This window comes from Pararhodobacter marinus, from assembly GCF_003122215.1.
In the GTDB taxonomy this organism is placed as follows: Bacteria; Pseudomonadota; Alphaproteobacteria; order Rhodobacterales; family Rhodobacteraceae; genus Pararhodobacter; species Pararhodobacter marinus.
Genome location: NZ_QEYD01000001.1, coordinates 236,680 through 248,709, shown reverse-complemented (window position 1 = coordinate 248,709; position 12,030 = coordinate 236,680). Strand labels below are relative to the sequence as shown.

Genomic DNA, 12,030 nt, shown 5'->3' with positions numbered 1-12,030 from the left:
TCGTTTCGATAGGACTTGGCCTGACACGGTAGCGCAGCGGGGCGCTCAAGTCACGCTGCGGTTGCGAAACGCGTGTTCCGCGCCAGCACGGTCTGCAGGACTTCGCCGAGCGGGGTGGCGCGAAACTCCGGCAGCCGTTGCGAAAGCGGGCCGTCCGAAAGCCTGTGCGGCAGGTCGTAGAGATAGCGCATCTCGGTCATTTCCCGCGCCAGTTCCCAGAACGGGCCGCCCAGCCGCAACGCCCACCACGGAAAGCGCCGGATGCTCAGCGGGCGGCCGGTCATCTGAGACAGCGACGCGGTCAATTCGCGGATCGTGAAGGTGTGGCCCGGGAATGGGGTATCGCTGAAGGCGGGCAACGCGGCGCGTTTTTCGGCCAGCATGACCATCGCGCGCGCCAGATCGGGCAGGTAGGCATAGGCATGATCGGCATCGGGATCGCCCATGGTGGTGACGATGCCCTTGTGCAGCTTCTTGAGGAAAACGATGCCCATCAGGTCCTGATCGCTGTCGGGATCGATGAAGTCGCCCGCGCGCAGAAGGATCGTCTGCACGCCCGCGTCGGCGGCGGCGCGGTAGCGCGCTTCGACCTCGGCCCGGATGCGGCCCTTGCGCGTGACGGGAACGTGCGGTGTCGTGTCGTCCCATGGGCCGGGCCGGGTGCCGTAGACATAGACATTGCCGGGAAACAGCACCGCCGCGCCCGATGCCTTCGCCGCGTCCAGAACCTGCGTGGTGATGGCGGGCAGGATGTTCGCCCAGTCGTGGTAATTCGGCGGGTTGAGACCGTTGAAGATCACGTCGCATCCCTGCGCGGCCCGGGTCATGTCGGTGCCGCGCTGATAAGGGCGGATGGCCCAGCCCGCCGCGCGAAACGCCCGCGCGACATGGCCGCCGACCTTGCCATTCGCGCCGAGGATAAGAGCTGTCTGTGTCATGGATGTCTCCTTGCGATGGTCTGGATTTACGCGCGGCAAGATCGCAACGGAATTGCATGACTTCGCATGTCATGTATTCATGGATGAATGGATGCCTTCCATTCTCTCGACTGGTCTCTGGTGCAGGCTTTCCTGTCGGTGGCGGAAACCGGCAGCCTGTCGGCGGCGGCGCGGGCGCTGGGCCGAAGCCAGCCGACGCTGGGCCGGCAGATCCGCGCCATCGAGGACCAGCTGGGGGTCGAGCTGTTTCACCGGCAGGCACGCGGGCTGGTCCTGACCGATACCGGCGCCGCGCTGATCGATCCCGCGCGGCAGATGCGCGCGGCGGCGAATGCGATGGCGCTGGCCGCGGCCGGGCGCGAGCAGCGGCTGGAAGGCAGCGTGCGCATCACCGCCTCGGTCGCGGTCTCGGTCTGGCACCTGCCGCGCGTGCTGGCCGCGATACGCCGGCAGGAGCCGCGGATCGCGCTCGAACTCGTGCCCTCGGACCGCTCGTCCAACCTGCTCTATCGCGAGGCGGATATCGCCATCCGCATGTACCGCCCCACGCAGCAGGATCTGATCACCCGTCATCTGGGCGACACGGCGATCGGCGCCTTTGCCGCCCACAGCTATATCGAACGCCGCGGATTGCCCGCCACGCCCGCCGACCTGGCCCGGCATGACATCATCGGCCAGGACCGTGAAACCCTGCTGATCGAGGGGATGCAAAGCTACGGAATCCCCGCCAGTCGCGAGATGTTCGCCTTTCGCTGCGACGACGTGGCGACGGGATGGGAGCTGGTGCGCGCGGGCGCGGGGATCGGTTTCGCGCAGCGCAGCCTGGGTCAGCGCGACCCTCTGGTGCGCGAGCTCGATTTCGGCATTGCCCTGCCGACGCTTCCGGTCTGGCTGACGGCGCATGAAGCCATGCGCCGGACACCGCGCGTCCGCCGCGTCTGGGACCTGCTGGCCGACGCGCTGGTCCCGGCGATGGACCTTACTCGATGAAAACCGGCGCGGCGCCGTATCCGACGAGTGTCATCACCAGGGGCCGCAGATTGCCGGAATAATGCGCGCAGCGTTCGGGCTGACTGTCGAACATCCTCCGGGCGCGCTCGTAATGCGTGGCGTAGAGCTCGGATTCCGAAATGCCCTGGCTCTCGGCCAGCGCCAGCCCGCTGATCCACAGGATCTCGGCTTCCTCGACGGTCAGATCGTCGGGCGTGGTGGCGCAAACTTCAAGCGAGACAGAGGTGGCGACCGCTTCGTCGAACAAGGACTGGCGCCGGTCCTGCGGAATCCGGGACACATCGGGCGGGCGGACTTCCACGGTATCGGCCAGCACGGGCGAGGCGGGGGTCAGCAGCGCGATCGCGGCGGCGAGACAGGTCAGGCGGGAGAAAGGCATCGGTAAAATCCTCGGGACTCAAATCAACGGGGGAAGCGTAGCACGGCCCCGGCGTTTCGCAGAGATCGAATGAACGCCGCTTGCGCGCAGGGCCGGCGGCGTCGCAATGCACGCCATCGCGTGGAAATCTTGACCCTAGGGCACAGGCAGGCTAGGCCGCTCACGCATCCGTAATTCAGGGAGTCCCGCCGTGGCCAATCCTTCCATCCTGATCCTCGCCGGCGACGGCATCGGTCCCGAAGTCATGGGCGAGGTGAAGAAGATCATCACCTGGTATGGCGACAAGCGCGGGCTGAGCTTCGATGTCAGCGAGGACCTTGTCGGCGGCTGCGCCTATGACGCGCATGGAACGCCGCTGACCGATGCCACGATGGCCAAGGCGCAAGAGGTAGACGCGGTCCTGCTGGGCGCCGTGGGCGGCCCGAAATACGACAAGCTGGATTTCAGCGTGAAGCCCGAACGCGGCCTGCTGCGCCTGCGCAAGGAAATGGACCTGTACGCCAACCTGCGCCCGGCCCAGTGCTTTGACGCTTTGGCCGATTTCAGCTCGCTGAAGAAGGACGTTGTGGCCGGTCTCGACATCATGATCGTGCGCGAGCTGACCTCGGGCGTGTATTTCGGCGAGCCGCGGGGCATCCACAAGGAAGGCAACGAGCGCGTCGGCATCAACACCCAGCGCTACACGGAATCGGAAATCGCCCGCGTTGCCCGCTCGGCTTTCGAGCTGGCGCGCAAGCGCAACAACAAGGTCTGCTCGATGGAGAAGGCCAACGTGATGGAATCCGGGATCCTGTGGCGCGACGTGGTGCAGGAAATCCACGACGCGGAATATCCTGATGTCGAGCTGTCGCACATGTATGCCGATGCGGGCGCCATGCAGCTGACCCGCTGGCCCAAGCAGTTCGACGTGATCGTCACCGACAACCTGTTCGGCGACCTGTTGTCGGATCTGGCCGCCATGCTGACCGGCTCGCTGGGGATGCTGCCCTCGGCCAGCTTGGGCGCGCCGATGGCCAATGGCCGGCCGAAAGCGCTGTACGAGCCGGTGCATGGCTCGGCGCCCGACATCGCGGGGCAGGGCAAGGCCAACCCGATCGCCTGCATCCTGAGCTTTGCCATGGCGCTGCGCTATTCCTTCAGCGAACTGGCCGAGGCCGACCGTCTGGAAAAGGCGGTCGAGAAAGTCCTGGCCGACGGGTTGCGCACCGCCGACCTGATGGGGCCCGACGGCGGCACCCCGGTTTCGACCTCGGACATGGGGGATGCGATCATCGCCGCGCTCGACGCGAGCCTCTGATCGTCCCACCGATCCGCATTCTGGAAGGCCCGGCAGGTTCTGCCGGGCCTTTTCCATGGGTCAAGCGGGACATGACGGCTTTGCGTCTGGATCATACCGGCCCCGAAAGGCCGTTTTCGGCCCCCGTGCGAGGGGTAGCCGCCCCTCGTTTTGCCCCCTCTGCAGCGCCGCGATCCCGACCCGTGCGCGACGATCTCGATGCGCCGAGCGGCGTTTGAGCCTTGTCACCGCGACGTCAACCGGCTGTTACAAAATCGTCGCTAGTTCTGTGCGTTCCTGAGATCAAGGTTTTCGTTCGATTGTGTGATGTGCAGACCTGCACACAAAGCGGCTAATTTTGACACATATTCAGACGATTGAAGGCGGCGGAAGTCGGGCCTACCTCCAGCCCATGACCGGAAACGATCATCGAAAAACACAGACAGACTGACAAGAAAGGCAGACTGAAATGAACCGCTTTGCTATCACCGCCACCGCCGCTTTCGTTGCCCTGGGCGCCGTTGCCGCCAATGCGACCGACCTGTCCGCGACCCGCGACGCGTCGAACGCCGCCACCGCGCAGACCGAGTTCCGCGCCGGTGACGTCTACACCACGCGTGAACTGGTCGCCGCTGGCCTTCAAGCCTCGGACATCGTCGAAGTCGGTCCGCGCAAACAGGTGCAGGTCCGCGCCGGTGACGTCTACTCGTCGCGCGAACTGCAAGCTTCGGGTCTCAACGCGAACGACGTTCTGACCGTCAACGATTTCAGCGCCGGTGCCGGCAACCGCCCGAACTACCCGACGCGCTGAGCGGGTATTCCCTGACGGCCTGTTCTGGCCGATCTCTCACGACGCGCGCCTTTCCGGGCGCGCGTCGAAATGATTTTGAAGCACCATATTCGGGCCCCGCGGCCGCAGGCTGTGCCCGAAACCCGCTCCCCTCGCGCCTTAACCCGATTTGGTGAAGCCGCTTGCGACACCCGCTGCTAGGCACGGGGTTTGTCTCAAGGAGCGACCATGTCTTTTCCCCGAACCTTGTTCGCCGCCGCCCTGGGGGCCGCTGTCCTTTCGGCCGCACCCGCCGGCGCGCAGGTCGCCTCGCCCGCCCACGCGGCCGCGGCGATGACCGAGGCCGTTGCCGCCCGCGATGCCGACGCGGTGGCCGCGCTCTATACCCCGGATGCGGTGGTCTTCCTCCACGACGGTCCGATCCTGTCGGGCCGCGATCAGATCCGCGAGGTCTGGGCGCGCAATTTTGCAGGTGGCTATGACCGCCTGACCGTCACGCAGCACCGCGCCGAAACCGGCACCGACCGGGCGGCGCTGGTCATGGTGTGGAATGCGACCGTCTCGCCGCAGGGACAGGTGCCGCAGCAGGTCACGGGGCGGTCGCTTCTGTATCTTGTCCGGGTCGCGGATGGGTGGCTGATCTCGGCGGATATGTGGCAGCCGGGTCGCTGACGGCGATCACACCAGATAGACGACCAGCCCGATCACCAGTCCGATGAAGCCGAAACCGATCAGCGCGAATAGCCCGTCGCGCAAGAGCAGGGTCAGCGCCATCATCGTCACCGCCGCGCCCAGGATCGAGGACGAGAACGGCACGAGTTCCAGCATCGGCATGACAAGGCCGCAGACCATGCACAAGAAATGCGTGATACGGTCGAAGGGCGGCGAGACAAGGAATTGCAGCCGCGCCTTGGTCCGCTTGTCGATCCAGTGTGCCGGCTTGCGCAGGCTGTCAGTGGCCTCGCGCAGGCGCTTGGCCGGGATCGTGCGCTGATCCAGAAACCGCGGGATCCACAACGACGAGCGGCCGAAGAACATCTGCCCGGCCACCAGCGCGATGACCAACCCGCAGAAGCTTGAGAAAAACGGAATCCCCGAAAGCGGCGTCACCACGATCAGCGCCGGAGCCAGCAGGACCGGTACGAAAGACGCGTGTTCCAGCGCGCGCAGCACGGCGCCCAGCGTCGTCTTGCCGTCGCCGGTGGCGGCGTTGCGTATGTCTTCGACGACCTCGGCCATGCTTTGCAGGCTGCCGGTGTCGAGATCCTGGGCGCTCATCTGCTGGGGGTCTCCGGGCCTTGTCACGCTCAGATCTGGCGCGTTCCCGGCGTTCGTCAACCACGGCGTGCGCGGCCTGCCGGGTGCCGGCGGGACCGCTCGCGTACCCGTCCGGCACCGGGAGCCCGCCGTGCGGGGGAAAAAGTTCATCATCCGCGCCGGGCTGCTGCGTTTCGGCGTCGCTGGTATCGCGATTTGCGTCGCCGCCGGGGCTGCAGGGGCATATGCTGCGCCGCAGTATCCGCTAGATTTCCCGCCAGACGCCCCCAACACGCGCCCCCCCAACAGATGCCCGCACAAGGAACCACCCCGATGACCTCTTACGTCCTAACGGTCCGCTGCGACACGCAGCGCGGCATCGTCGCCGCGATCTCGGGCTTTCTGGCCGAGAACGGATGCAACATCACCGATGCCGCGCAGTTCGACGATCAGGGCACCGGCTGCTTCTTCACCCGCATCACCTTCATGGCCGAAACCGGCGCCAGCCCGGAAACGCTGCGCGACGGGTTTGCCCCGGTTGCCGAGAAATTCGGCATGGAATGGGGGATCCACGACACTGCCAAGCGGATGAAGGTCCTGCTGATGGTGTCGAATTTCGGCCATTGCCTGAACGACCTGCTCTATCGCTGGCGCATCGGTGCGCTGCCGGTCGAGATCGTCGGTGTCGTGTCGAACCACCTGACCTATCAGAAAGTGGTCGTGAACCACGATCTGCCGTTCCACCACATCAATGTCACCAAGCAGAACAAGCCCGAGGCCGAGGCCCGGCTGATGGAGGTGGTCGAGGATTCGGGCGCCGAGCTGATCGTGCTGGCGCGGTACATGCAGGTTCTGTCGGACGCGCTGTGCACGAAGATGTCGGGGCGGATCATCAACATCCACCATTCCTTTCTGCCGTCCTTCAAGGGTGCGAACCCCTACAAGCAGGCGTTCCAGCGCGGCGTGAAGCTGATCGGGGCCACGGCGCATTACGTCACCGCCGATCTGGATGAGGGGCCGATCATCGAACAGGACATCGTGCGCATCACCCACGCGCAATCGGCCAGCGATTACGTGTCTCTGGGGCGCGATGTCGAAGCGCAGGTTCTGGCGCGCGCGGTGCATGCCCATGCTCAACATCGCGTGTTCCAGAACGGCAACAAGACCGTCGTCTTCCCTGCCTCGCCGGGGGCCTATGCCTCGGACCGGATGGGCTGAAATCGCGATTTTGCGCGATGACGATACCGGGGCGCCCCACTGGCGCCCCGCTGCGTTCCGGGGCGCCGCAATTGACGCGCGGGGTCGTCGGGGCTAAGCCAAGCGCCAGTTTCCGCGGTTTCGAAAGCTTCAGCATGGCGACGCATCTCTATTCCCGTGACCTTCCCGACGATCTGGATCTGGGCGCGGTCGTGGCGATCGATTGCGAGACCATGGGCCTGAACCCGCATCGCGACCGGCTTTGCCTGGTCCAGCTTTCGGGCGGCGACGGGAATGCGCATCTGGTGCAGATCGACCCGGACCAGGACGACGCGCCCAACCTGAAACGCCTGCTGGCCGATCCGGACGTGATCAAGCTGTTCCATTACGGGCGCTTCGATATCGCGGCGATGTATCATCGTTTCGGCGTACTGGCCGCGCCCGTCTGGTGCACGAAGATTGCCTCGAAACTGGTGCGCACCTATACCGACCGGCACGGGCTGAAGAACCTGCTGTCAGAGCTGGTCGGCGTCGATATCTCGAAGCTGCAGCAATCCTCGGACTGGGGCGCGCCCGAGATCACGCAGGCGCAGCGCGATTACGCGGCGTCGGACGTGTTGTACCTTCACCGTCTGAAATCGGCGCTGGAAGGGATGCTCGCGCGCGAGGGCCGCACCGAGGTCGCGCAGGCCTGTTTCGACTTCCTGCCCACGCGCGCCCGGCTCGATCTGGCGGGCTGGCCGGATGTCGACATCTTCTCGCATTGATATGGCGATAACCGAACCCGACAGCCGAAAGCCGGCGCGCTACAGCAGGCTGGTCAGCGTTCTGAAAGTCGTGCTGCCGCTCGTCGCGCTGATCCTGCTGTCGCTGGTCTTCCTGCTGGCGCGCACCGTCGATCCCAGCGAGGCGATCTCGAATGCCGAGATCGATGTCGAGGAACGCGCGCGCGATCCCCGGCTGTCGGGCGCGCATTTCGCGGGCGTCACCGACGACGGCGCCGCGCTGACCATCCGCGCCGAGACCGCGCGGACCGATCAGGACGCGACCGTCCGGTTCGAGGTGACGGGCCTGTCGCTGCTGATCGAGGGCGCGGATGGCGAGCGTATGGAGGCCCGCGCCGAAACCGGCGCCATCGACCGCGGCAACGGCACGTTCGTGATGCGCGGCGGGCTGGAACTGAGCGTCACGCCGGGTTACACCCTGACCACGCAACGGCTGAGCGGGCTTCTGGACACGACGCTGATCCGGGCGCCGTCCGAGGTTTCCGGCACCGCCCCGGCCGGCACGATCACCGCCGGACGCATGGAGTTGCGCGGCGAAACCGGCGATGATGCGGGTTATGTGCTTGTTTTCGGGGGCGGGGTGCGGTTGAACTATCAGCCAGAAAACTGAGGGGGCTTTCATGCCGCGTCGTCATCTTCGCCTGATCCAAGCGTTCCTTCTGGCGCTGTCGCTTGCCGCGACCGGCAGCGCCGGTTCGGCGCAGACCCAGGACGGCGTGCAGATCACCTTCGGGGAATCGCTGCGCCTGTCAGGGGCCGAGATCGAGGTCACGGCGGATCAGCTCAGCGTCGACCAGACCAGCGGCTCGACCGAATTCACCGGCAACGTGATGGCGGTGCAGGGCGAGATGCGCATCGCCGCCGGGGCGATCCGCCTGGAATATTCCACCGGCGCCCGGAGCGGCACGCAGCGGATTTCGCGGCTGATCGCCTCGGGCGGGGTGACGATGACCACGCCCAACGAGGCGCTCGAAGCGCGCACGGCGACCTATGTGCTCGACTCTCAGTCGCTCGAGATGCAGGGCGACGTTCTGCTGGTACAAGGGCCCAACATGCTGTCGGGCGAGCGGTTCGTCGCCGATCTGCGCGCGGGCAACGGCCGCATGATCGGTCGCGTCCGCACCGTGATCCGGATGGAATGAGCCGGATATGGACGAAGGCCCCGACGCGGCTGCCGGACTGCAGATCCGTGGCCTGAAGAAAAGCTACAAGCGCCGCCCGATCCTGAAGGGGATCGACCTGGATCTTCGCCGGGGCGAGGTGGTGGCGCTTCTGGGGCCGAACGGGTCGGGCAAGACCACCTGCTTTTACTGCGTGGCCGGTCTGGTGCCGTCGGATGGCGGCCATGTGTCCATCGACGGGCTCGACGTGTCGGGCTGGCCGATGTACCGCCGCGCGCGGATGGGCATCGGTTATCTGCCGCAGGAAATGTCGATCTTCCGGGGCCTCTCGGTCGAGGACAATATCTCGGCCATCCTGGAAATCGCCGTGCCGGACCGCGCCACCCGCGCCGCCCGGCTTGAGGAATTGCTGGGCGAGTTCAACATCGCCCGGCTGCGCAAATCGCCCGCCCTGGCGCTGTCGGGGGGCGAGCGGCGCCGCGCCGAGATCGCCCGCTGCCTGGCCTCGGACCCGTCCTTCGTGCTTCTGGACGAGCCCTTCGCGGGCGTCGATCCCATCGCCGTCGGTGACATCCGCTCGCTGGTGTCCGACCTGACCGCGCGGGGGATCGGCGTGCTGATCACCGATCACAACGTGCGTGAAACCCTTGAGATCGTCGACCGAGCCTATATCCTTCATGATGGAAAGGTGCTGATGAGCGGCACCCCGGACGAGGTTGTGGCGAATGACGACGTGCGTCGCGTCTACCTTGGCGATACCTTCCGCTGATCGCTGCGGGTTGCCGTCATGGCGCTGAACCCCCGGCTTGAACTGCGGACCCAGCAGCGCCTCGCGCTGACCCCCGAATTGCGGACCCGGCTCAGCGTGCTGCGCATGACCCCCGCCGAGCTGGACGAGGCGCTTGCCGCCGAAGCCGCGCGCAATCCCTTCCTCAAACGCAATGCGGCGACGGCGGTCGGCGCCGCCACCGGGTTGGATCCGCTGGATTGGGTCGCCGCGCGCGAGGCGCCGTTCCAGGACGACCTGCGCCGCCAGATCGAGCGGATGGGGCTGGATCCCCGGCGCGAGGCCGTGGCGCTGCATCTGATCGCCGAACTGGGCGCGGACGGGTTTCTGGATGTCGGAACGGACGAGCTGGCGCTCGAGTTGGGCCTGCCCGAGGCGCTGATCGCCGACGCGCTTGCGTCCCTGCAAAGCTGCGAGCCTGCGGGCATCGCCGCGCGCTCGGTGAGCGAAAGCCTCGTTCTGCAGCTGGTGGCCAAGGGCATGGCGACGCGCGAAGCGCAGGCGACGGTCCGATTGCTGCCCGACTTCGCGCGGCTGAACTGGTCCGCGATCCAGTCCGCACTGGGGGTCACGTTGGGCGAGGCCCGCGCGCGGGCCGCGTTGCTCCGGACCCTGTCGCCGCGCCCGCTTGCACCGGGCGAATCCCCCCGCGCGGCGCCGCTGGTGGCCGATCTGCGGCTGGTGCGCGACGAATCGGGGCGGCTTGCCATCGTCCCGTCGCACTCGGCGCATCCGTCGGTGCAGCTGGACCAGACGCTGGTGCGCAAGGCCGAGGCCGAAGGCTTCGCGCCCGAGCTTCTGGCGCGCGCGCGGGCGATGCTGGCGGCCATCGACCAGCGGGGGCTCACGCTGGCGCGAATCGGGGAATGGCTGCTGGAAAAGCAGACCGGATTTTTTCAGCGCGGGCTGGGCGCTCTGGTGCCCTCGACCCGGCAGGATCTGGCCGCCGATCTGGGTTTGCATCCCTCGACGATCAGCCGCGCGCTGGCCGGCAAGGCGCTCGACGTGGATGGCCGCCTGTGGCCGCTTTCGACTTTCTTCTCGGCGGCGCTGCCCGGCCGGGACGGGCCGCTTTCGGCGCGCGCGGTCCAGCGGCGGGTCGCTGAGATGATCGCCGCCGAACCCGAGACGCGGCCGCTTTCGGATGAATGCGTGGCGGATCAGTTGCGCGCGCAGGGCGTTGACATCGCCCGGCGAACTGTCGCCAAATACAGGCAAGGCCTGCACATTCCCTCGTCTGCCATGAGGCGGCGACTGGCCGCTGACCGGCGCAGGGAATGACCGCGAAACGACAGGTTGAGAAGGCGGATCGGTCGGGCGTCATGTCGGCTTCCGGTCACCCGCCGCAAGAAGGAGAGGTCCATGCGGTACCAGATCAGCGGCAAGCAAATCGATGTCGGCGAAGCGCTGCAGACACATGTCGAAAGCGCGCTGGGCAATGTGATGGAGAAATATTCCCAGCGCCCCACAGACGCCAACGTCGTGTTTTCCCGCGATGCCCACATGTATGTCTGCGAATCGACCGTGCATCTGAGCTCGGGCCTGACCGCTCAGGCCAAGGGTCAGGCGACGGAAATCTACGCGGCTTTCGATGCCTGCTGCGAGCGTATGGACAAGCAATTGCGCCGCTACAAACGCCGTCTGAAGGACCATCATCGTGACCGGACGGCCCCGGTTGAATTCAACGGGGCTTCCTCGTATATCCTCGCCGGTGACGACGGGTCGGACGGGGAAGAGCCGGACTCCCTGCAGCCGATGATCATCGCCGAGATGGAAGCGCGTATTCCGTCGATCTCGGCCGGTGAGGCGGTGATGCAGATGGAGCTTCAGCACGCCCCGGTTCTGGTGTTCCGGAACGAGCGCCACGGAGGCCTGAACGTGGTCTACCGGCGTGACGACGGAAATATCGGGTGGATCGACCCGCAGTAAATTCGGTCCGGCCTCCGGGGACAACCCGGAGGCCGCGCCCAATACGAACCTAGGCAGGAGCACTGCATGGAAGTGGCCGATCTGTTGACCCCCGGAGCGATCCGGGTCTGCAACGCCGTGAAGAGCAAGAAACGCCTGTTTCAGGACCTTGCAGAAATCGCCGCCGCCGCCCATGACATCGACGAAGCGATCGCCGTGGATGCCCTGCAGGAGCGCGAAAGCCTGGGCCCGACCGGCGTCGGGCATGGTGTCGCCCTTCCACATGCGCGGATTGACGGGATCGACAGCGTCCGGGGCGTGTTCGTGCGTCTCGACCGTCCGCTCGATTACGGTTCGGTGGACCGCGCGCCCGTGGATCTGGTCTTTGCCCTGTTCGCCCCCGTCGACGCCGGGGTCGAGCATCTGAAAGCGCTGGCGCTGATCTCGCGCACGCTGCGCGATCCGGCGGTCTGCGCGAAGCTGCGCGCGAACGAGGAACCGGATGCGCTGTTCGGTATCCTGACCGAAACCACGGATACCAAGGCCGCCTGAACCGGCCTTTCCCGGCCCTGGCAGCCGGG

General features: G+C 66.3%; 15 protein-coding genes. 12 read left to right on the top strand and 3 right to left on the bottom strand.

The window, feature by feature from the left end:
* Positions 1–50: 50 nt before the first annotated feature.
* On the bottom strand, positions 51–938 hold the full coding sequence (locus tag C4N9_RS01260; protein WP_109531472.1) for an NAD-dependent epimerase/dehydratase family protein: 888 nt from the start codon (positions 936–938) through the stop codon (positions 51–53).
* Positions 939–1,025: 87 nt separating this feature from the next.
* Here C4N9_RS01260 and C4N9_RS01255 point away from each other — a divergent pair, with 87 nt between their 5' ends.
* The gene (locus C4N9_RS01255) at positions 1,026–1,928 is read left to right on the top strand and encodes a LysR family transcriptional regulator (protein WP_109531471.1); all 903 of its coding nucleotides are present in this window, start codon (positions 1,026–1,028) and stop codon (positions 1,926–1,928) included.
* Here the strand turns inward: C4N9_RS01255 and C4N9_RS01250 are convergent.
* The gene (locus tag C4N9_RS01250; protein ID WP_109531470.1) at positions 1,918–2,328 is read right to left on the bottom strand and encodes a hypothetical protein; all 411 of its coding nucleotides are present in this window, start codon (positions 2,326–2,328) and stop codon (positions 1,918–1,920) included. The genes C4N9_RS01255 and C4N9_RS01250 overlap by 11 nt on opposite strands.
* Before the next feature lie 190 nt (positions 2,329–2,518).
* Here C4N9_RS01250 and leuB point away from each other — a divergent pair, with 190 nt between their 5' ends.
* From leuB to C4N9_RS01235, 3 genes are all read left to right on the top strand, one after another.
* Positions 2,519–3,625 (top strand): 3-isopropylmalate dehydrogenase, encoded by a 1,107-nt coding sequence (leuB, locus tag C4N9_RS01245; protein ID WP_109531469.1) that lies wholly within the window; start codon positions 2,519–2,521, stop codon positions 3,623–3,625.
* Positions 3,626–4,073: 448 nt separating this feature from the next.
* A complete protein-coding gene (locus C4N9_RS01240; protein WP_109531468.1) occupies positions 4,074–4,415 on the top strand; it encodes a hypothetical protein in 342 nt (113 codons plus the stop codon).
* A 207-nt stretch (positions 4,416–4,622) separates the two neighbouring features.
* The gene (locus C4N9_RS01235) at positions 4,623–5,066 is read left to right on the top strand and encodes a YybH family protein (protein ID WP_109531467.1); all 444 of its coding nucleotides are present in this window, start codon (positions 4,623–4,625) and stop codon (positions 5,064–5,066) included.
* Positions 5,067–5,072: 6 nt separating this feature from the next.
* Here the strand turns inward: C4N9_RS01235 and C4N9_RS01230 are convergent, their stop codons facing one another.
* The gene (locus C4N9_RS01230) at positions 5,073–5,672 is read right to left on the bottom strand and encodes an exopolysaccharide biosynthesis protein (protein WP_109531466.1); all 600 of its coding nucleotides are present in this window, start codon (positions 5,670–5,672) and stop codon (positions 5,073–5,075) included.
* A 312-nt stretch (positions 5,673–5,984) separates the two neighbouring features.
* Here C4N9_RS01230 and purU point away from each other — a divergent pair, with 312 nt between their 5' ends.
* The 8 genes from purU (at position 5,985) to C4N9_RS01190 (ending at position 12,001) form a co-directional block, all read left to right on the top strand.
* Positions 5,985–6,869 (top strand): formyltetrahydrofolate deformylase, encoded by an 885-nt coding sequence (gene purU / locus C4N9_RS01225; RefSeq protein ID WP_109531465.1) that lies wholly within the window; start codon positions 5,985–5,987, stop codon positions 6,867–6,869.
* A 134-nt stretch (positions 6,870–7,003) separates the two neighbouring features.
* Positions 7,004–7,615 carry a ribonuclease D gene (locus tag C4N9_RS01220; RefSeq protein WP_109531464.1) on the top strand — a complete coding sequence of 204 codons (612 nt, stop codon included), beginning with the start codon at positions 7,004–7,006 and terminating at the stop codon, positions 7,613–7,615.
* A 1-nt stretch (position 7,616) separates the two neighbouring features.
* Positions 7,617–8,243, top strand: a complete 627-nt coding sequence (gene lptC / locus C4N9_RS01215) for an LPS export ABC transporter periplasmic protein LptC (protein WP_168192079.1) — start codon at positions 7,617–7,619, stop codon at positions 8,241–8,243.
* Between the two features lie 10 nt (positions 8,244–8,253).
* Entirely contained in the window at positions 8,254–8,775 is a 522-nt protein-coding gene (locus tag C4N9_RS01210; RefSeq protein ID WP_109531462.1) for an LptA/OstA family protein, read from the top strand.
* Between the two features lie 7 nt (positions 8,776–8,782).
* Positions 8,783–9,523, top strand: a complete 741-nt coding sequence (gene lptB, locus C4N9_RS01205) for an LPS export ABC transporter ATP-binding protein (protein ID WP_109531461.1) — start codon at positions 8,783–8,785, stop codon at positions 9,521–9,523.
* A gap of 18 nt (positions 9,524–9,541) precedes the next feature.
* Complete coding sequence (locus C4N9_RS01200) at positions 9,542–10,822, top strand: RNA polymerase factor sigma-54 (RefSeq protein WP_109531460.1); 1,281 nt, start codon at positions 9,542–9,544, stop codon at positions 10,820–10,822.
* Positions 10,823–10,903: 81 nt separating this feature from the next.
* A complete protein-coding gene (hpf, locus tag C4N9_RS01195; protein ID WP_109531459.1) occupies positions 10,904–11,470 on the top strand; it encodes a ribosome hibernation-promoting factor, HPF/YfiA family in 567 nt (188 codons plus the stop codon).
* A gap of 66 nt (positions 11,471–11,536) precedes the next feature.
* Positions 11,537–12,001, top strand: coding sequence for a PTS sugar transporter subunit IIA (locus tag C4N9_RS01190; RefSeq protein WP_109531458.1), 465 nt, complete (start codon positions 11,537–11,539; stop codon positions 11,999–12,001).
* Positions 12,002–12,030: the final 29 nt, after the last annotated feature.

Coding starts and splice junctions, on each gene's coding strand:
- C4N9_RS01230 (WP_109531466.1), bottom strand. CDS start 5,672: ATGAGCGCCCAGGATCTCGACACCGGCAGCCTGCAAAGCATGGCCGAG.
- C4N9_RS01260 (WP_109531472.1), bottom strand. CDS start 938: ATGACACAGACAGCTCTTATCCTCGGCGCGAATGGCAAGGTCGGCGGC.
- purU (WP_109531465.1), top strand. CDS start 5,985: ATGACCTCTTACGTCCTAACGGTCCGCTGCGACACGCAGCGCGGCATC.
- C4N9_RS01240 (WP_109531468.1), top strand. CDS start 4,074: ATGAACCGCTTTGCTATCACCGCCACCGCCGCTTTCGTTGCCCTGGGC.
- C4N9_RS01190 (WP_109531458.1), top strand. CDS start 11,537: ATGGAAGTGGCCGATCTGTTGACCCCCGGAGCGATCCGGGTCTGCAAC.
- hpf (WP_109531459.1), top strand. CDS start 10,904: ATGCGGTACCAGATCAGCGGCAAGCAAATCGATGTCGGCGAAGCGCTG.
- C4N9_RS01250 (WP_109531470.1), bottom strand. CDS start 2,328: ATGCCTTTCTCCCGCCTGACCTGTCTCGCCGCCGCGATCGCGCTGCTG.
- lptC (WP_168192079.1), top strand. CDS start 7,617: ATGGCGATAACCGAACCCGACAGCCGAAAGCCGGCGCGCTACAGCAGG.
- C4N9_RS01235 (WP_109531467.1), top strand. CDS start 4,623: ATGTCTTTTCCCCGAACCTTGTTCGCCGCCGCCCTGGGGGCCGCTGTC.
- C4N9_RS01255 (WP_109531471.1), top strand. CDS start 1,026: ATGGATGCCTTCCATTCTCTCGACTGGTCTCTGGTGCAGGCTTTCCTG.
- C4N9_RS01200 (WP_109531460.1), top strand. CDS start 9,542: ATGGCGCTGAACCCCCGGCTTGAACTGCGGACCCAGCAGCGCCTCGCG.
- C4N9_RS01220 (WP_109531464.1), top strand. CDS start 7,004: ATGGCGACGCATCTCTATTCCCGTGACCTTCCCGACGATCTGGATCTG.
- lptB (WP_109531461.1), top strand. CDS start 8,783: ATGGACGAAGGCCCCGACGCGGCTGCCGGACTGCAGATCCGTGGCCTG.
- C4N9_RS01210 (WP_109531462.1), top strand. CDS start 8,254: ATGCCGCGTCGTCATCTTCGCCTGATCCAAGCGTTCCTTCTGGCGCTG.